The organism is Pseudalkalibacillus decolorationis, assembly GCF_024609785.1.
GTDB classification, from domain to species: Bacteria; Bacillota; Bacilli; order Bacillales; family Fictibacillaceae; genus Pseudalkalibacillus; species Pseudalkalibacillus decolorationis.
The window spans coordinates 1-19,449 of record NZ_JANHJQ010000037.1 but is presented as its reverse complement, the minus strand read 5'-3'; the positions used below and the strand labels follow the sequence as shown (position 1 = coordinate 19,449).

The following is a 19,449-nucleotide window of genomic DNA, read 5'->3' as shown; positions in this document are numbered from 1 at the left end:
TTGAGGATTTATTTATTAGACACTGTTCGGTTAAAGCTCTTCTTTCGTTGAGAGGTAGACAGCACGACTCCGCCTACAATAAATAGGGAACCTACTATTTCTACACCTGTAATCGGTTTATATAGTAATATTAATCCCATAATCATTGCTATAAACGGCTCTAAATTAGATAATATAGATGCCTTTGAAGCATCAACATATCGAATGTTATTGTTCCAAATAAGTGTGGCTATACCATGTACAATAACGGCAGTCCCGATTAAAAAAGCCCAATCAGAAATGTCTATGCTCATTCGTAAGGGAGTGTCCAGTGAAAAAGCAAATGGAATCGACACAATCAAGCCCACTATATTCGAATATAAAGTAATCGTAAGTGGGTCTATTCTTTGAGAGAGTACTCTCGTCATAATAATCATGATCGCGAATGTTATCATTGTTATAACAATCCATATAAGACCTTTGTCCATATTTACAGATGAAAGATTTCCTTTCGTAACAACAAAATAAATACCCACGATCGCAACAATTGACCCCAACAACATACGAATCGTTAATTTTTCTTTTAAAAAAACAGCTGCTAAAAAGGTAGTTAAAATAGGAGTCGTTGCCAAAATTAATGCAGAGGTTGTTGGATCAGCTGTTTGTAATCCTACAAAAAAAGACCATTGGTTTATAAATACACCAATAACCCCTAGAAATAATATCACAATAAAATCTGTTTTATTCACACGTTTTAAAAAGTGTTTTTTCCAAGACGATAATCCAATTAAAAATAGTACAATAAAGAAAAGTCTTAGTGATGTTAACAGAGTCGGGGAGAAATCTTGAACTAAAATCTTTCCAAATACAAAATTGCTTCCCCATACCACTACACAAAAGGTAAGCCAAGTATAAGCTTTTAACATATCTATCACCCATCATATATAAAGATGCCACTAGTTTATTATAAAGTTTGTAGTATGTTTCGTATATATTTTTGCTTCATTAGTATCTAACTCACAACTGGTGCCGTGGGAAGCTGGTCTCTAAGCGACGCTAGTACCTCGAATGATTTTGGAAGATTAGGAGCCTAGATAACTGAAAGGGGGAGGTAGAAAGAGATACCCAGGCTCTAATTATAATATTTTTATGAGTGCACAGTGCTGTTCGTCTCGGAGAATACTTCTACTAATACTCGCATACCCTCTTTAAGTTTGTCAGGTGTTGAATGCGTGTAGTTTAAGCGGATCGTATTTTGCTCTGGATCAGATACATAAAATGGTGCTCCAGGAACATAGGCAACTCCACGCATAACTGCATGACCTAGTAGATCCGCTGCGTTAATTTCTTCGGGTAGTTTAATCCAAAAGAACATTCCTCCTTTTGGAACAACATAAGATAACGGTATGTTTGCCGATTGTAGCAGCTCATGCATGATTTTCATCCGATTGAAATATGTTTTCCTGAGCAATTGAATATGACCGTCTAGATCAAAGTCACAGCATAAGTGGTAAAGTGCGTGCTGGGCCAACGAATTAGAATGAAGAACGGCGGCTTGTTGTGCTTGTGCCATCATTCGAATAATTTGAAACGGCCCTTTAATCCATCCGGTTCGTAGTGCTGGAACAACTGTTTTTGAAAATGTACTTGTATATAAGACGTGTGTTCCATCATCAAGTGCTGCTATTGGTGTATAGATTTCTTCATCATTGAATTGGATTCGTCCATATGGATCGTCTTCAAAAATGAGGACCTTTTTCCTTTTCGCAAGTTCTAATAAGTAATGACGTCTTTCGAGGGACCACACTTTTCCGGAAGGATTGGCAAAAGTGGGAACTACATACACACATTTAGGTTTATACTTTTTCATTTTATACGCTAGATCATCCGGCAACATCCCATGTTCATCAGAAAGCACAGGTATAACTTTCACTTCATATGACTCAAAAACTTGAAGAGCAGCTAGATATGTGGGGTTTTCCGTTAAAACAACGTCACCGGGATTAAACATCACCCGTGAAAATAAATCAATGGCTTGTTGGGATCCCGTTGTTATTAAAAGTTCATCAACCGTTGACTGAATTCCTTTTGTCTTCATTCTTTCAACAATTATTTCCCGTAATGGCATAAAGCCTTCTGTTACCCCATACTGAAGAGCTTTTTTCCCTGATTGAAACGTTTTGTCGAATGCTGCTTGTACCGCTTCAACCGGAAACATATCATCATCCGGCAATCCTCCAGCAAATGAAATCACATTTCCATTGTCGATTACCTTCAAGATGTCACGTACAGCAGAAGATTGTAAATGTTTAACACGTTTTGCAAATCCATATTTCATCGTTTACCATCCCTAGTTATTAAAAAATTTTAAATATTATTGTTAATAATAGTACTTTAAGAGAAAAAGTCAATAGGAGAACTACTGCCGATTAATTTTCTGTACTTAAATAAAAATGACTAGCTGGATTTTCGCCAGCTAGTCATTTATTTGTGCTGATATTGTTTTCCATTTATGGATCCTTTCTATAGTTTATTATATAAACTATAGAAAGGATCGCTTAACTCTCTTTGCGGACCGTTCCACGAACTCTATATTCCTTCTTATGTTCTAGCGCGCCTGTTCCTAGTACGACTCCTGTTACGATAAAGATGAAGCCGGCTAATTGTTCTAGGGCAATTGTTTCACCTAAAAACAACCAAGCACCAGTTAAAGAAAAGAATGGTGTCAAGTTGATGAAGATTGCTGATTCTCCTGCTCCGAGCTGGTGAATGGCTTTGTTATATACCATATGGCCGATCCCTGTTGCTAGTATGGCAGACGCAAAGAATACAGCCCAAACCCAAAGCGGCTTGTTCATTAGACTTGAGATGCCATTAGGTTCGATTTGGAAGCTGACGATAAATAGGAATACCGCACCCATGATCTGCATCCATCCCGTGATTAATCGAGCATCCATTGTTTCGGTTGCTTTTTTGATGTAAATAAAGCTGACTGCTTGGGCAATGACGGAACAAAAAATGTATAAATCACCAGTGGATATACCTTGGAGTTTGCCTGCTCCATTCAGCACAATGAAAGAAACACCAGTCAGGCCTAGTGTAATTCCTAACAATCTTAACAATGTCAGCCGATCACCAAGAAAAAGAATCGCAAACAGCGAGGTCATTAATGGAACAAGACCTAAAATAAGTCCAGTGTTTGAGGCTGTTGTCAGTGTCAGGCCAGTAGCTAAAAAAAAGTGATGCCCTAAATATCCAGTTAGTGTACCAATTGTTACGTATATGAGTTGTTGTGAGGTTACTTTACGGAATTCTTTTTTCACCCCTAAAAAAATCATGACAACTAATCCAGCCGTTAAAATACGAAAAGCCGTTATCGTAATCGGCGCGAAGTAATCTACTAAAATCTTAATTGCAATTACATTGAAACCCCAGATCATCATGATTAATAGCAACAGTAGATAGGTAATAGGTCTAGACAAAGCAATCATCTCTTTCGGGGATTATTTAAGTCTTAATACTAAACCGTCAAAACAACAGCTGTCAAAAATATGAATCGAGCTATTCTGAAACACCTGTCCCTGTAATGCTCACATTTACTTTAAGCTGTATTTCCATTTCAGGGTATATAGTCTCCCATTTCTCTTTATTCCAATCCCTCATACGGCTTCTTATATAATTTCCGATAGAAAGTGGATCAATCTTTTTTTGCTGCAACTGCTTAATCAGTTCCAACCCTCTTTTTTGAAGTGTTTCCTCAAATTGCTTTTCAATCTTTTTTATATTTGCACCCCTTTTTTCACCTGATCCTATTGGAAAGTGTGCTTCTTCCATTACCCCTTTAACGTCTACTGTAATCGATACAACAGGATTTTCGATACTGCCTTTAAATGCTCTCTTTATAGACGAAGAAATGGTTTCTATAAGCACATCGTCATTAGAATCTTTCATTGTTACTCTATAGGCCCCATTAACATGCCCTTCAGACAACATCTTGAAAATAAAGATCATTCTATATGGAAGACGGCCTACATAACGGTCCTTATCGAATAAAGCGATTCCATCTATTTTGACACGATCACCTGTCAGTGTTAGAAATGGTAAAAATGGATCCATCCCTTTTCCGTAATATTGATATAGAAATTTATGAATATTTGTTCTCGGGAAGCTTTCTTCCATAGCATGGGACAACACATCGTAAATAAAATCAGGAGGCTGAATATTACCTTTCGTTTGAAACTTCATATAGGGAGCGGCTTCCCCCTTCACAACCGCCAACTGTACAGTACGGCCAATTTGAGGGTTACGTGTTAATGAGTCGAGAAAATCCATAATACCATTGTCTAGTATTTCCTCACTGAATAATACCGTATTTAAATGTCCATCCTCTATGGGCCTTGGCGATTCATAGTCAATCATTTCCTCAATCTCTTCACTCGTTTTGCCGATGGCACTTATCGTCCCGTTTTCGATACCCCCACTTGTTTTCTCACCTTTTGGATAAATCGGAATAGAAATAGTTGTTTTGAAATTATCCCCATCAACATAGTCGTAAGCCTTCCCTTTCATATAATTTACTTCTTCAACAATACTTGTAGGAACACAACCGGTTAGTATAACGATACAAATTAAGAGCGATAGGTGTTTTATGGTCATGGAATGCTCCTTTTATGAACGGATAGAAGCGAAATGTGGAGTTTCGTGAAATTACACTTTTTTAAACCTGCATTTTACCCCTGAAATACAGAAAGTCACCTCTAAATCATTGAACTACTCATTGTTTTAAACAAAAATAAACGCTTTATAATTTAGTTTTAGCTGTCTATTTCAATTCTATACCTGAACCAATGAGGTACGTAATCAGGATGAGGGGAAGATTTCTTTCTGTCTGGGACTAATGCCAATTCAAAAGGATGTTAAATAATAAATACGTGTATTACATCCAACTTAATGTATCTTTATGTATGAAAACTAGTTCTAAAGATTCATAAGTAAATATTTTTATAGTTTATTTATTAATCTTATTGCATAAATATAATTTATCATGTATTATAATTCACAATATATGAAACGTAAGGAGAGGTATTCATTTGAAGGTAGCAATTGTAGGAGGATCCGGCTATAGTGCGGTAGAACTTATCAGGCTGCTACATAATCATCCATTGGTTGAAATTGAAGCCCTGATATCACATTCGAAAAACGGGAGTGAGTTTCAGACGATCTATCCACATTTAACGAATCTAGTTGAACTTGTTCTAGAGGAGCTGGACGTCCCGAACTTAAGTAAAAAGGTTGAAGTCGTTTTCTTTGCGACTCCAGCTGGTATTAGTAAAGAGCTTGTCCCGCAATTTAAGGAAAATGGGGTTAAATGTATCGATCTTTCTGGTGATTTTCGACTTAAATCTCCTGAAGACTATGAAACTTGGTATAAGCAGTCAGCTCCAGAACAACAGTATCTAAACGAAGCCATCTATGGATTAAGTGAGATTTATGAAGAAAAGATTGAAAATGCATCGTTGATTGCAAATCCTGGGTGTTATCCAACAGCAACCTTACTCGCTCTGCTCCCGGTTATAAAACATGGATTAGTAGATACGAATTCCATTATCGTTGATGCGAAGTCAGGTGTGTCAGGTGCAGGTAGGGGCTTATCGTTAGGTGCCCATTATGCTGAAATTAATGAAAACATGAAAGCTTATAAGTTAGGGTCGCATCAACATATTCCAGAAATTGAACAGGTGTTAGGGCAAGAAAATGGTGAGGATATTACGATTACCTTTTCCTCTCATTTAGTACCGATGTCAAGAGGGATTTTGTGTACCGCTTATATGAAATTAACAAGCGATCAGACGACAGAAGAAATCATCCAGTTGTATAAAAATTTTTATGAAAGCCACCCATTCGTACGGATTCGTCCAGAGGGGATTCTCCCATCTACGAAAGAGGTGTACGGAAGTAATTATTGTGATCTTGGCTTTTATGTGGACCAGAGAACTGGAAGGCTTACGATTGTTTCCGTTATTGACAACCTAGTTAAAGGAGCAGCAGGTCAAGCGATTCAGAATTTGAATTTGATGTATGGCTGGGATATCCAAACAGGACTTACGAACGTACCAATTTATCCATAGGGAAGAGGGCGAGAAAGCATGGTGCTAGGCTTGAAAAGTAAAGAAGTTGTAACGTTGAAAGATGGAAGTGTGACGGCACCTAAAGGCTTTAAAGCTGGAGGGGTCCACTGTGGATTAAGGAGAACAAAGCTAGATTTAGGTTATATTCTTTCAGAGGTTCCGGCGATTGCCGCTGGCGTATATACGACGAACGTTTTCCAAGCAGCCCCTTTACAAGTGACCCAAAAAGGCATTGCTGTTGAACAGAAGCTTCAAGCTGTTTTGGTTAATTCAGGGAATGCCAATGCATGTACAGGTGAGCAAGGGTTACAAGACGCTTATGTCATGCAAAAATGGTTTGCTGAGAAATTAGGGATTGAACAACATTATGTGGCTGTAACGTCAACGGGTGTAATCGGGGTTCCATTACCGATAGAGAAGATAGAATCTGGAATCGCTCAAATCCTTTCCCCGGAACATGAACATGTAACGAACTTCGAGGAAGCGATCTTGACGACGGATAAATCGGTTAAACACCATGCGGTACAAATGGAAATTGACGGAAAAACCGTTCAGATCGGAGGAGCTGCAAAAGGATCCGGAATGATTCATCCGAATATGGCGACGATGCTTGGTTTTATAACGACAGATGCCAATATTGAGTATGAAGATTTACAATTGGCACTTAGACAAGTAACAAACCACACATTCAACATGATTACCGTGGACGGGGACACGAGCACAAATGATATGGTACTAGCCATGGCTAATGGAAAAGCGAATAATGAAAAACTTACAGAATCCCATCCGGATTGGGAGTTGTTTATAAAAGGACTAAAAGAAGTTAGTGAATCTTTAGCCAAACAAATTGCCAGAGATGGTGAAGGTGCAACAAAGCTCATTGAAGTTCATGTAAAAGGGATGAAAGATGTGAGTAGTGCACAAGCCATCGGGAAGACGATTATTTCTTCCAATCTAGTAAAAACAGCGATATATGGCACAGATCCGAACTGGGGGAGGATTGTCTGTGCAATCGGATATAGTGGAGAAAAAGTCGATCCCGAAAAAGTCAGTGTATCACTTGGGCCGATTAAGGTTGTTGAAAAGGGGTTGCCGTGTCTTTTCAGTGAAGAGGAAGCGGTACACTATTTGCAACAAGAAAACATCCATATCGAAGTGGAAATGGATCAAGGTGATTATGAGGCAACCGCTTGGGGCTGTGACTTATCCTATGATTACGTCAAAATCAATGCGTCTTACCGGACATAAGGAGTTATGATCATGGATTACCTTGTAATTAAATGTGGTGGAAGTGTTTTTGAATCGTTACCCCAGTCCTTTTATGAAAATATCGTATACGTGCAAAATGAATTGAATCTGAAACCGATTATCGTTCATGGTGGAGGACCGCTCATTTCTTCTCTTTTAACGAAATTGGGCGTTGAAACGACGTTTGTGAATGGTCTTCGAGTCACAACGAACGAAGTGTTGGATATTGTGGAGATGGTGCTAAGCGGATCTGTGAACAAACGAGTTGTACGGCATTTAATCGAAGCAGGCGGAATGGCATTTGGCGCAAGTGGAATCGATGGATCTCTTTTAAAGGCTGAGCAAGTAAGGGATTGTCCTGAATTAGGTTTTGTTGGTGAAGTTGTACAAGTGAAGGTCGAGCTGCTCGATCAAATCATCGCACAAGGACATATACCCGTTATTTCACCGCTTGGGATTGATGAGAGAGGCCAACGCTATAACATCAATGGAGATACGGCTGCATCCGCGATAGCTAAAGCATTAGGAGCCCGGCTTTGTTTTATAAGTGATATTCCAGGAATTTATATGAACGAAAATAACGAAAAAAAGACCCTTTATAAAGTAACAAAAGCTGAGGTTGAAGAAATGATGCACAATCAAGTGATTACTGGAGGGATGATTCCAAAAGTGAAAGCCGCGATTGATGGTTTAGCTCATGGTATTCCTGAAGCATCGATCATAAACGGTTTTACGAAAGATGCCCTGCTCGATTTTTGTAAAGGAAAAGAGACGGGGACAAAGATTATTTTAGGCGAGGAGGTTTATAGTGTCTAATACCTTACATCCTACCATAGAAGTATCACCTCTGATCCCAACCTATAAACGGTTTCCTATAACTCTTGTAAAAGGGAAGGGAAGTTATGTTTGGGATGAAGAAGGAAACGAATATTTAGATTTCACTTCAGGGATCGCGACATGTAATTTAGGGCACGTTCCAGATGTCGTTAAGGAGAGTGTGGAGGAGCAACTGCAAGCGTTATGGCATTGCTCAAACCTGTATCACATTCCTAAACAAGAAGAATTAGCCGCTCAATTAGTTAAACATAGTTGTGGCGATCAAGTCTTCTTCTGTAATAGTGGAGCAGAAGCGAATGAAGCGGCGATCAAACTGGCAAGACGTTATTTCCAGAAGATAAAAGGTGGGGAAGCGGAAATTGTAACGTTCACCCAATCTTTTCACGGTCGGACAATGGGAACGTTATCTGCTACAGGGCAAGAAAATATCCAACAAGGCTTTGCACCTTTACTATCCGGCTTTAGGCATTTACCGTTCAATGATTTTGAAGCTCTTGAACAGATCCCTACCCAAAAAACATGTGCTGTTTTGGTAGAACTCGTTCAAGGAGAAGGTGGCGTAATTCCAGCAGATATCAGATGGGTCCAACGACTAGAGGAAATTTGTAAAGAAAATGATCTTATACTGATGGTTGATGAAATACAAACAGGAATGGGAAGGACCGGAACCCTTTTTGCTTATGAGCAGTATGGAATCGAACCAGATGTGATCAGCATCGCGAAAGGACTTGGCTCAGGGTTTCCGATCGGGGCGATTATCGCCAAAGAGAAGGTTGCTGAAGCGTTCGGACCTGGAAATCATGGCAGTACGTTCGGTGGCAATCCTTTGTCCGCTTCTGCAGGACTTGCGACCGTCAACCATTTGGTCACCAGTGATCGAATTAATGAAGCTTTTATATTAGGTCACTATTTGAAAGAGAAATTAGAAGAATTAAAAGATGAATTTGCTGAAATAAAAGAGGTTAGAGGTAAAGGATTGCTTTTAGGAATGGTTGTTAGTTGTGATGCTTTGTCAATCGTAGAAAAGGCGCGAGAGAAAAAGGTGCTTCTATTAACTGCGGGTCCTAATGTGGTCCGAATTTTACCCCCACTCACAACTTCAAAACAAGAAATTGATTCATTTGTTTCAATACTAAAGTGCGTGTTCGATATTTTGGATCGTGCTTAAACAGCAAGAGGGAGGTAAATCATGGAAACTGGTTATCTAGTTTTGGAAACAGGGGAAGTCTTTGAAGGGAAACTGATTGGACGGTTAAAAGATACGACAGGTGAAGTCGTCTTCAATACAGGTATGACTGGATACCAGGAGATGATGACAGACCCATCATATAAAGGTCAAATTCTTACGTTTTGCTATCCGCTTATCGGGAATTACGGAATCAACTTACTTGATGATGAAAGTGATCGTCCTCAAGTGTCAGGTGTGATTATTGGGGATATGTGCGAAACGCCGAGTCACTTTTTATCATTAAAAAACTTATCCGATCAACTAAAGGAATCAGGGATTATCGGGCTGACTAGTATTGATACTCGTGCACTCGTAAAGGTAATCCGAAAGCATGGCACAATAAATGGAAGAATCACAAAACAAAAAACGTCTATAGAAGAGAAGTTCAAACAAAATTGGAACAAATTCTGGGTAGAAGAAGTATCGACGAAAGAAATACGCTCGTATAAAAATGATGGCCCTCATGTTGTCTTAATCGATTATGGGCACAAAAAATCGATCCTTCAGGCGTTATTGGAAGAAGGATGTTCGGTAACCGTCGTTCCATATCACTTTTCATATGAGCAGATTAAGGCACTTCATCCTAATGGTGTGTTATTAAGTAATGGTCCTGGGGATCCAATGGAACTCAAACCATGGTTTCAGGACATCAAAAAGATCAGTGAATCCTATCCGACGTTAGGCATTTGCCTTGGACACCAGCTGCTCGCTCTTGCATACGGGGCGAAAACAGAAAAGTTAGCTTATGGACACCGGGGAAGTAACCATCCAGTTAAAGAGTTAACCACAGGAAAGGTGCGAATGACGTCTCAAAACCATGGGTATGTCGTTGTTGAAGATAGTATTAACCTGGATGTGTTTCAAGTAACCTTCCGAAATGTTAATGACCGAACTGTAGAAGGTCTAAAGCATATGCACCATCCGATTCAGGCGGTACAATTTCATCCGGAAGCACATCCGGGCCCAAGTGATACTGCTTACGTATTTCAAGACTTCATTCAACAACTCTTGCCAGTAGGAGAAATTCCTTATGCCGTTATGTAAAGACTTAAACAAAGTATTAGTCATCGGATCTGGGCCGATTGTGATCGGGCAGGCAGCTGAATTTGATTATGCGGGGACACAAGCATGCCTAGCGCTTAAAGAAGAAGGAATTGAAGTCATCCTTGTTAACAATAACCCAGCGACGATTATGACTGATCAAACGATCGCAGATAAAGTATACGTCGAGCCGTTAACGGTGGAAACGATTGAAGAAATTATCCAAAAAGAATCACCAGATGGAATGATTGGCACTTTAGGAGGCCAAACCGGTTTAAACTTAACGATTCAACTTTATGAGCAGAACATTTTTCAAAAATATGGTGTGAAATTGTTAGGAACGTCAGTAGAATCTATTCAAAATGGGGAAGATCGGGAAAAATTCCGTAACCTGATGCTTGAGATCGATGAACCGATCCCAGAATCAAAAGTCATTCATACCTATGAAGAAGGCGTTAAATTTGCCAAAGAAATCGGATTTCCTGTGATCGTTCGCCCTGCGTACACATTAGGTGGTGCAGGGGGCGGGTTTGCGAATGATCCGGACGATTTTGAGGAAATCCTGAACAAAGGGTTAGCCTTAAGCCCAATCCATCAAGTGTTGGTCGAGAGAAGCATAAAGGGTTGGAAAGAAGTAGAATACGAGGTTATGAGAGATGCCAATGATACGTGTATTATCGTTTGTAACATGGAAAATTTCGACCCTGTAGGTGTTCATACAGGTGACTCGATTGTCGTTGCTCCATCTCAAACATTATCCGATATGCAGTATCAAATGTTACGGAATGCCTCTTTGAAGGTAATACGAGCACTCAATATTATCGGAGGATGTAATATTCAATTTGCGTTAGATCCTGAATCAAATAATTATTACATCATCGAAGTGAATCCAAGGGTGAGTCGATCTTCTGCTTTAGCTTCTAAAGCTACTGGTTATCCGATTGCAAGAATGGCAGCAAAATGTGCGATCGGGTTTCATTTAGATGAGTTATTAAATCCGATTACAGGGAACACGTATGCATCATTTGAACCTGCACTCGATTATATTGTTGTTAAGTTACCTCGATTTCCTTTTGATAAATTTCCAGAGGCTGATCGGACCTTAGGAACTCAAATGAAGGCAACGGGTGAGGTCATGGCGATCGACCGCCTCTTTGAAGGTGCCTTAAATAAAGCGATACGCTCCCTTGAGCAAAATGTTTATGGTGTCCGTTTACCGGCTTTGAAAAATGTTCCTTTAAGTACGATCATTCATGAATTAGAAAACCCTACCGATCTTCGTTTATATGCAATCTCGGAAGCATTTTGGAGAGGAATCGGTATTGATCAAATTCAAAAATGGACTCAGATTGATCCATGGTTTTTAGCGAAAATAAATGCGATTGTAAGTCTGGAAAAAGAGTTTTCCCAGTATAGTTGGGGAACGGTTCCGTTATCGCTTCTTAAGAAGGCCAAACTGCAAAATGTCAGTGACCAACTTTTGGCGCAAATTTATCAAGTTCCGGAAAAAACGGTCAGGGATAAATGGAAAGAACATAATTGGAAACCGGGGTATAAACTTGTCGATACGTGTGCAGCTGAGTTTGATGCGGTCACGCCATATTATTTCTCAACGTGGCAAGGAGTCGATGAAGTAGTAACAACAGATCAGAACAAAATTGCGGTCATCGGGTCTGGACCGATACGGATTGGTCAAGGAATCGAATTTGATTATTGCTCCGTCCATGCGGCAGAAGCACTAAAGAAAAAAGGGTATGAAGCGATTGTAATCAATAACAATCCAGAGACAGTAAGTACGGATTTCTCAATTGCCGATCGCCTCTATTTTGAACCTCTGACGACAGAAGATATTCTTCATGTCATCGAAAAAGAACAGGTTCAAGGCGTTCTTATCCAATTTGGAGGTCAAACAGCGATCAATCTTGCGAACTCCCTAGAAGAAGCGGGTATTTCTATATTAGGGTCTACGGTTGAATCGGTCGAAAAGCTTGAAGATCGAGAACAATTTTATAACCTGTTAAAACATATAAATATCCCCCATATAGATGGAAAAACGGTCAACCAACCTAATGAACTAGTAAAAACCGCCACAGAACTTGGATATCCCGTTTTAGTTCGACCTTCTTACGTCATTGGCGGGCAATCGATGTATATTTTTTATTCTGAACATGAGTTAAGCCTTTATTTAAACTGGCTAGAGGAGAATGTAGATAATAGGATTTGGCCATTATTAGTAGATAAATATATTCCTGGATTGGAATGTGAAATGGACGTCATTAGTGATGGTAACGATATTATCATTCCAGGAATATTTGAACATATAGAAAAAGCCGGCGTACATTCAGGCGATAGCGTTACAATCATTCCGCCTATCTCACTGAATGAAGCAACAAAGGCAACGTTAGTAGAATATGCAGGACGAATCGCAAAGGGCTTGCCGATCATTGGAATAATGAATATCCAGTTCGTTATTTCAGAAAACATTATTTACGTACTGGAAGTCAATCCAAGAGCTTCAAGAACCGTTCCGATTATAAGTAAAGTAACCGGGATACCAATGATCGAGTGGGCAACATATGTGCAATTAGGAGTATCTTTATTTCATTTGAATCCTGAACTCGGTTTATTACAAGAACCCGAATTCTATTCAGTGAAAGCTCCCGTGTTTTCAGCTAGCAAACTAAAAGGGGTGGATCATGCCCTTGGCCCAGAAATGAAATCCACGGGTGAAGTTTTAGGCTTAGGGTTATCACCGAATGAAGCGTTTCAGAAAGTACTGTCTTTAGAAGGAAAAAAGTTACCCGAACAGGAGAACCATTACATTTTCTGTTCAATTTCAGACCGGGAGAAAGAAGAAAGTTACCCTTATATCCGTGAACTTGTTAAACGCCATTATAAAATTATCGCAACAGAAGGAACAGCTGAATTCCTTCGATCAAAGGGGATTGATGCTGAAGAGATCCAAAAAGATAAAGGTGTTTTAGATACACTTTGGAAAGAGGTGCAAATTTCAGCGGTCATAAATGTTGCAAGTCAAGGTCGGAATAAAGGAAAAGCAGGATTCTTCCTGCGGGAACTGGCAACCCGATACGATACACCTTGTTATACCAGCTTAGGTACGATTGAAAAAGTGATAGACATCATGAAAAGGCCATGTACCGAAAAGCAAGCACGTTCTCTTGGTGAGTATCATCAACATGAAAAACTGATATTACGAGAAGGGGTGTAACATGTTAAATCCAATTGAATTGCAGGAACAAAAGGATTTGGTGAAGCCGCAACTTAAAGGGAAAGATTTTCTAACGCTTGCTGATTTTCACTCAACTGAAATCATGTATCTACTTGATCACGCTTTAAAGCTTAAAAAGGAGCATAAACAAGGGCATTTACATCATCATTTAAGTGGAAAAATACTCGGGATGATTTTCGAAAAGTCTTCAACTCGGACGCGTATCTCTTTTGAAGCGGGTATGTTGCAGCTAGGCGGACATGCGATCTTCCTGAGCTCTAAGGATATACAGTTAGGAAGAGGCGAAAGTGTTGCTGATACGGCAAAGGTTTTATCCCGATATGTAGATGGCATCATGGTCAGAACGTTTGAACATCAATCAATTGAAGAGTTTGCAGAAAATGCCGACATTCCTGTCATTAACGGATTAACCGATTTGCATCACCCTGCCCAAGTATTAGCGGATTTACTCACAATTCTTGAGCATAAAGGGACGTTAACAGGGCTTAAGCTATGTTATATCGGTGACGGAAACAATAATATGACCCACTCTTTGTTAGAAGGGGCTACAAAAGTAGGAATGGATATCAGTGTAGCAAGTCCATCTGGATATGAACCTAATCAACTGATCACGGATCATGCAAAATTCATCGCAAATCAAAATAGAAGTTCTGTTCTTATCACCAATTCACCCGAAGAGGCCATTAAAGATGCGGATGTTGTAGTAACTGACGTTTGGGCAAGTATGGGGCAGGAGGCTGAGCAGGATAAGCGAATTGAACTATTTAAGCCTTATCAGGTGAACAAGGAATTATGTCAGAAAGCGAAAGAGGACTTTATCTTCTTACATTGTTTACCCGCGCATCGAGGAGAAGAGGTGACCGCTGAGATCATTGATGGTCCTCATTCTGTCGTTTTTGACGAAGCAGAAAATCGATTACATGCCCAAAAAGCGATTATGCTAGCATTGATGGGTAAATAAAATTAACACATCTATAAAATGCAGGTCACAATGACCTGCATTTTTTACTCCTTTTTAAGATGGAAAATCGACATAGTGAGATAAAGGTAAATCCTCAGTAAAAAGTTATAGAACAGGTTATTACCAGAAATAAACTCTTAACACTGCCATGCACCCTAAATTAATTGAAATTTTACTGCTGCTTAATACGTTGTCGAATAAAAAACACGATCATTAACAGCAATGGGATGACAAATTCAAAAAGAGGAAAGATCGTCTTAAGAACAATTTTCCCCTGGTTTATATGCTCTACAAAACTATCCGATGTGATCATCGAGGTAATAAAGATCATCACCCCTATAGGTAACACGAACTTACGGTGGTTTTGACCTTTGAATAAATCAGTAGCACTAATCACAGCTGCGTATGTAAAGACAGTTACCTTAAAGAAGCCCCCGATAATTAAAACTACCATCGCAATAACTTCCAAGCCTTGTATAAATTCGCCTAAATTTAATTTTTCTACTAATATCAAAAACGGAAACACGTCGGTGGACAGACCGTATACACCAAGTACGGCTATTTCAATCATAATGGTTATCGTTAAAACAATACCGCTTAAAATCATGGCAACCATTCCAAATTTCATCCCACGTTCCGGTTGTCAGGAAATGCTGTTGTTAAAACGGGTTTCCATCCGTTTTCTAATACGGGCAACAAGTTTTCAAAACGAATAACATTAGAAAAAGTCGCACAAAAAATAGTTAATATTACCATAGAAAAGACTATTCCTAAAAATAGTTCTCCCGTCCTTGCTAATACTTCTATTCCTAAATAAACCGCATAACAAACGAGAATCATCATGATCCCGCTCAGCGCAGTCATGGGGGTTTCACTAAATTGAAGTAAAAAAAGTTCACTTGATTCTCGTAAATCTCTTGAAGCTCCATATATAAAAAACAGAATGTATGATAAACCTATAAAATAACCTATATATTTTCCCAGTATTTTTTGAATATAACTTGTCAATAATTGATCTTTATTATGACTGTATAAATAATAATATATAAGCAGTAAAATGACTCCGCCCGTCAGCCCTAACAATTCCGCCAACCAGGCGTCTTGTTTTGCATCTACTCCTAATGGAACTACAAGTGCAGTTCCAAACTCAAATAATATAATTAAAGAGAATAATTGTTGAGGGCTTATCTTTGATTTCTCCATTAAATGCGGCCTCCAAACAACCAACTACATGAGATTCATTATTAACAAAACAGCTTTACTATAAACTCTTGAATGAATTTATTTTGAAATCCTCGAGGCGTTTATAAAACTCAACGAATCGTACCAAAACGAATAAATGACGTGCGTTCTTGGTTATTGCTCCGAAAATTAAATCCTTTAAGCCGATTTCACTCCCAGACATACTCGATTGATGACAAAAGGGCTGCTCCACATCTACTAGATTACGATGATTTGGATCAGCCCTTAATAAAATCATTCATTTAATATAAAGAAGGTTTGCTGAAGAGGATAGCTTAAGGTGATTGGAAAGAGGTAACCAAGTTAACACAATACCATAATTCAAGAATTTTCTTTTAGAAAGATTCGTTAACCTCCCAGGATTCGACGATTTGATGAGCAACTCTGGGATTATAACCTCTGCCGATTAAATAACTGATCGCAGCTACCTCAAGCATAGCATGGGAATATGAGGTGAATTTTGCTTCTTGTAGTCCGTATTGGATCCAAGGTTCTAGTGTGTGTAATGTATGATGTTTTAACTGTTGCGTCTCTGGATCATGATATTGTTGTTGGGAGTAATGTGGATTTTGTTGCCAATTAGGGTTCTGATTCCAGTGTTGGGGATTCCGGTTCATGTAAGTTCTCCTTATCTAATAGAAATTACTACAACCTTAGTCTATGTTAATGATATTTGCCTGTTGAGCCTATTTGTGTTTGAGGTGAGCTTTATTCATTATTTTGTTAACTGTAACATCCAGTTCTTAAAGTCAACAACTCGATTATGTTTTGGACGTTGGTCTGTTCCAGAGATAATTATTGGTGAGATGGAGTCCTGTTGATGCAACGATCCATGACCGGCTCCGCCAAGATGAGTAGGAGAATGTTCACCAACAAATTCATATCCCGGTTTAGCATCCACGACAACGAATCGTCCTTGATGAGAATGAAGTGCGCCAAACAGCCTTGCAAGGGCATCAGGATATTGACCATATTTTATTTCATTCTGATCATTGATTGATAAATCTAAAACGGAAAAATCGCCCCTTAATTCCCAAGATTGTTCGTATTTATCCTTAAGGTTCCCTTTTGGACGGAAGGTAAGCCTTTGATTTGATCCTTCAGATGCAACATGATTTAGATTATCTTCTTTCCATGCTATAAATCCAATTCTCGGATCTTTCTTTAACTGTGAAGCAATCTCGGGTAAGGCAATGTTTTCATCTAACAAATAAATATAAGACATGCGTTCATTTACTGCTAAAACAATCTGATCTTGGTTCTTAATCGGCCCTCCAAAGTTTGATATGCGATAACCCCCGAGAAGCGATTTTAGCTGTATTAATGACTTCGTTCGATCGTTTCCAATAGTGGTTTGGCCACTGTCACCAAACACAACCCACGTGGCTTGTTGCACGGCCTCATCCCATGAGTCATACGTATTCAGAACGGATTGAAGATGCTGATCCACTTTTTTGATGCCTTTTAGATCCATAGGACCATTTTTATGAACACGTTGGTCAAGATCGGGGAAATAGGTCAGTGTAAAAGAAGGTAACTTATCATTTTTAATCAAGTACTGAAGTTCATTGGCAGCAAATGGATCATTAAATCCCATTCCTTGCCACATGTTATTGTGTTTCTTATTTTCGGGATTAAATTGTGATAAACTCCCCATTGATAACAAGGTAGGCCCATTTACTACAAGATTTTCAGGTAAGAGCTTGAAGGTCGAAGCCAGTTTAGGGATGTTTAAGGCATGTTCTTGGTTGCCTCGATAAATAAGCCCATTAATAGATGCGGAATGCTTTTGGTTTTTATTCAATTGTTCATAAATGGTTTCTACATTTTTGCTTAAATGTTGCTTATTTAAGTTGAAAAGACTATCCATTAGAACTTGCTTTACACCTAGCCTAACTACCTCGCCTTTCCCGCTTCCGTAATTAATCAAACGATTTTCATCTTCCTTAAACCAGACAAGCCCGGGAACCTTATGTTGATTGGCGTATGTTCCGGTTAATAGCGTACTGTCAATCGTAACAGACATTGTTGGATATGAACTAACGATGTCTGGGTAGTATTGACCATGATCCATTAAAAACTTCAAAGCCGGGGCCTTTCCTTCTTTGATGGCTTTTTGTAACGGTTCATCCATAAGAGAATCAACGACTAATAATATGACTGGTTTTGATGCTTTCTTAATTGTTCGTTTACTTAAATCTTCAGTTGGCGTAGATAATCCATACCAAATTGCGAGCATTATTAGAGCGATAATTATGATCGTTCTTATTAATATTTTCACCGAATCAAACATCCCTTTTTCCTACTTTTCATTATCCTTTTTTTACACGTTAAGAAAGTATAAGTATAAGCGCAACTAAGGCGATCACCTGTGCTAAGGCTTGGTGCTAGCCAAGTTTTCTTTAAAAGATAAGAAAGTATAAAATTCGGGGCTACCACAGAGCATTTCGCTGTGGTAGTTTGTGTGTATGGAGACGAATATTCTTAGACAAATTTTCTTTGATCATCATGGACATTGGGAACGATTCAAAAGTAAACATGGGGACCGAATCCGATCAGTTGTTATCNTCAAACTACTGGTCTGCGAAGGTTGTCATGATGTCCGAAAAGTCCCGTATCGATGCAAAGGTCGATTCTGTACAACCTGTTCCGTTGGGGAAAGTGAGGAATGGAGTCGGTTATTAACGGACGAAGTGTTACAGGTGAATCACCGACATGTCATTTTAACGATAGATGAGGGACTAAGAGAGGTGTTCTTACTTCATCGGAAACTCCTGAAAGAATTCATGGATGCAGGGGCGAAATTGATTCAGGATTTTTTCAAGAAGAAAGCGAAAGTGACACCCGGTATCATATCTGGGCTACATACCTTTGGATCGACAATCAATTTCAATCCGCATATTCATATGTTAGTGACAATGGGCGGAATGACGAAGAAGGGTGAATGGAAAGCCTATGATTTCCTGCCCTTTGAGATGCTTCGAAAGCAGTGGCAAACGGTTGTCTTAAAATTGATTCGTAAACATGTAACCGGAAAAGAAAAAAAGCGAATACAACCTCGATTACAAAAGGCGTTTTCCAACAATGGAGAAGGCTTCTATGTGTATGCGCCCAAACAGAAAGGGAGGATCAAAGAACAATTACGTTATATTGGCCGTTATATTCGTCGACCCGCAATCGGCATCAATCGGATCGAGGCCTATGATGGTCAAATGGTGACGTTCAAGTACATCGATAAAACAGATGGGAAAGAAAAGCACGAAACGGTAAGTGTAGAAGAATTCATCACTCGACTGGTTCGGCACATTCCAGATGAACAGTTCAAGACCATCCGTCATTATGGAATGTATTCAAGACGAAGTAAAAAATTAAGTAAGAAAGTGCTGCAGAAGTGGCAAGAGGACGCAAGACGTTGGATTGTAAAGGTGAAGAAAACCTTACGCCGTCAAACATGGCGAGAGAGAATGATCGCCAGTGGTTCCGAAGATCCTCTCGTTTGTCCGAATTGCGAGTGTTATTATGAATACAAGGGAGA

Annotated in this window: 16 protein-coding genes; 8 read left to right on the top strand and 8 right to left on the bottom strand. The window is 39.2% G+C overall.

Annotated features, from left to right (window positions below; genetic code table 11):
• Window positions 1-8: 8 nt before the first annotated feature.
• The 4 genes from NON16_RS22655 to NON16_RS22640 all read right to left on the bottom strand — a co-directional run bounded on the left by NON16_RS22655 (window position 9) and on the right by NON16_RS22640 (window position 4,635).
• Window positions 9-905, bottom strand: a complete 897-nt coding sequence (locus tag NON16_RS22655) for a DMT family transporter (protein WP_257351675.1) — start codon at window positions 903-905, stop codon at window positions 9-11.
• A gap of 221 nt (window positions 906-1,126) precedes the next feature.
• A complete protein-coding gene (locus tag NON16_RS22650; RefSeq protein ID WP_257351674.1) occupies window positions 1,127-2,317 on the bottom strand; it encodes an aminotransferase-like domain-containing protein in 1,191 nt (396 codons plus the stop codon).
• A gap of 220 nt (window positions 2,318-2,537) precedes the next feature.
• Window positions 2,538-3,461: a DMT family transporter gene (locus NON16_RS22645; RefSeq protein ID WP_257351673.1), complete on the bottom strand. Its 924-nt coding sequence runs from the start codon at window positions 3,459-3,461 to the stop codon at window positions 2,538-2,540.
• A gap of 79 nt (window positions 3,462-3,540) precedes the next feature.
• On the bottom strand, window positions 3,541-4,635 hold the full coding sequence (locus tag NON16_RS22640) for a Ger(x)C family spore germination protein (RefSeq protein WP_257351672.1): 1,095 nt from the start codon (window positions 4,633-4,635) through the stop codon (window positions 3,541-3,543).
• A 434-nt stretch (window positions 4,636-5,069) separates the two neighbouring features.
• On the opposite strand from NON16_RS22640, the gene argC reads away from it, so the two are divergent.
• From argC to argF, 7 genes are read left to right on the top strand one after another with little or no spacing between them, the layout of a single operon-like run.
• Window positions 5,070-6,107, top strand: coding sequence for an N-acetyl-gamma-glutamyl-phosphate reductase (gene argC / locus NON16_RS22635; RefSeq protein ID WP_257351671.1), 1,038 nt, complete (start codon window positions 5,070-5,072; stop codon window positions 6,105-6,107).
• Window positions 6,108-6,125: 18 nt separating this feature from the next.
• Entirely contained in the window at window positions 6,126-7,355 is a 1,230-nt protein-coding gene (argJ, locus tag NON16_RS22630; protein WP_257351670.1) for a bifunctional ornithine acetyltransferase/N-acetylglutamate synthase, read from the top strand.
• Window positions 7,356-7,367: 12 nt separating this feature from the next.
• Complete coding sequence (argB, locus tag NON16_RS22625; protein ID WP_257351669.1) at window positions 7,368-8,171, top strand: acetylglutamate kinase; 804 nt, start codon at window positions 7,368-7,370, stop codon at window positions 8,169-8,171.
• Complete coding sequence (gene argD / locus NON16_RS22620; protein WP_372508867.1) at window positions 8,161-9,360, top strand: acetylornithine transaminase; 1,200 nt, start codon at window positions 8,161-8,163, stop codon at window positions 9,358-9,360. Before argB ends, argD begins: the two co-directional genes overlap by 11 nt.
• 21 nt (window positions 9,361-9,381) lie before the next feature.
• Window positions 9,382-10,464: a carbamoyl phosphate synthase small subunit gene (locus tag NON16_RS22615; RefSeq protein ID WP_257351667.1), complete on the top strand. Its 1,083-nt coding sequence runs from the start codon at window positions 9,382-9,384 to the stop codon at window positions 10,462-10,464.
• Window positions 10,451-13,690, top strand: coding sequence for a carbamoyl-phosphate synthase (glutamine-hydrolyzing) large subunit (carB, locus tag NON16_RS22610; protein ID WP_257351666.1), 3,240 nt, complete (start codon window positions 10,451-10,453; stop codon window positions 13,688-13,690). The genes NON16_RS22615 and carB overlap by 14 nt, the downstream gene beginning before the upstream one ends.
• Before the next feature lies 1 nt (window position 13,691).
• Window positions 13,692-14,672, top strand: coding sequence for an ornithine carbamoyltransferase (gene argF / locus NON16_RS22605; protein ID WP_257351665.1), 981 nt, complete (start codon window positions 13,692-13,694; stop codon window positions 14,670-14,672).
• A gap of 172 nt (window positions 14,673-14,844) precedes the next feature.
• Here the strand turns inward: argF and NON16_RS22600 are convergent, their stop codons facing one another.
• From NON16_RS22600 to NON16_RS22585, 4 genes are all read right to left on the bottom strand, one after another.
• Window positions 14,845-15,288, bottom strand: coding sequence for a GerAB/ArcD/ProY family transporter (locus tag NON16_RS22600; RefSeq protein WP_257351664.1), 444 nt, complete (start codon window positions 15,286-15,288; stop codon window positions 14,845-14,847).
• Window positions 15,289-15,296: 8 nt separating this feature from the next.
• A complete protein-coding gene (locus tag NON16_RS22595) occupies window positions 15,297-15,875 on the bottom strand; it encodes a GerAB/ArcD/ProY family transporter (RefSeq protein ID WP_257351663.1) in 579 nt (192 codons plus the stop codon).
• Window positions 15,876-16,249: 374 nt separating this feature from the next.
• Window positions 16,250-16,531 (bottom strand): hypothetical protein, encoded by a 282-nt coding sequence (locus tag NON16_RS22590; RefSeq protein ID WP_257351662.1) that lies wholly within the window; start codon window positions 16,529-16,531, stop codon window positions 16,250-16,252.
• Window positions 16,532-16,629: 98 nt separating this feature from the next.
• Window positions 16,630-18,195: an alkaline phosphatase family protein gene (locus tag NON16_RS22585; RefSeq protein ID WP_308216649.1), complete on the bottom strand. Its 1,566-nt coding sequence runs from the start codon at window positions 18,193-18,195 to the stop codon at window positions 16,630-16,632.
• A gap of 187 nt (window positions 18,196-18,382) precedes the next feature.
• Between NON16_RS22585 and NON16_RS22580 the strand changes: the two genes are divergently transcribed.
• Window positions 18,383-19,449, top strand: a 1,067-nt coding sequence (locus NON16_RS22580) for an IS91 family transposase (RefSeq protein ID WP_257351661.1), incomplete at its 3' end; no start/stop codon positions are given.

What these genes read in the sequence shown, in the direction of transcription:
- NON16_RS22615 (WP_257351667.1), top strand. Translation starts at nt 9,382, where the DNA reads ATGGAAACTGGTTATCTAGTTTTGGAAACAGGGGAAGTCTTTGAAGGG.
- NON16_RS22640 (WP_257351672.1), bottom strand. Translation starts at nt 4,635, where the DNA reads ATGACCATAAAACACCTATCGCTCTTAATTTGTATCGTTATACTAACC.
- argJ (WP_257351670.1), top strand. Translation starts at nt 6,126, where the DNA reads ATGGTGCTAGGCTTGAAAAGTAAAGAAGTTGTAACGTTGAAAGATGGA.
- NON16_RS22590 (WP_257351662.1), bottom strand. Translation starts at nt 16,531, where the DNA reads ATGAACCGGAATCCCCAACACTGGAATCAGAACCCTAATTGGCAACAA.
- NON16_RS22655 (WP_257351675.1), bottom strand. Translation starts at nt 905, where the DNA reads ATGTTAAAAGCTTATACTTGGCTTACCTTTTGTGTAGTGGTATGGGGA.
- argB (WP_257351669.1), top strand. Translation starts at nt 7,368, where the DNA reads ATGGATTACCTTGTAATTAAATGTGGTGGAAGTGTTTTTGAATCGTTA.
- argF (WP_257351665.1), top strand. Translation starts at nt 13,692, where the DNA reads ATGTTAAATCCAATTGAATTGCAGGAACAAAAGGATTTGGTGAAGCCG.
- carB (WP_257351666.1), top strand. Translation starts at nt 10,451, where the DNA reads ATGCCGTTATGTAAAGACTTAAACAAAGTATTAGTCATCGGATCTGGG.
- NON16_RS22650 (WP_257351674.1), bottom strand. Translation starts at nt 2,317, where the DNA reads ATGAAATATGGATTTGCAAAACGTGTTAAACATTTACAATCTTCTGCT.
- NON16_RS22600 (WP_257351664.1), bottom strand. Translation starts at nt 15,288, where the DNA reads ATGGTTGCCATGATTTTAAGCGGTATTGTTTTAACGATAACCATTATG.
- NON16_RS22595 (WP_257351663.1), bottom strand. Translation starts at nt 15,875, where the DNA reads ATGGAGAAATCAAAGATAAGCCCTCAACAATTATTCTCTTTAATTATA.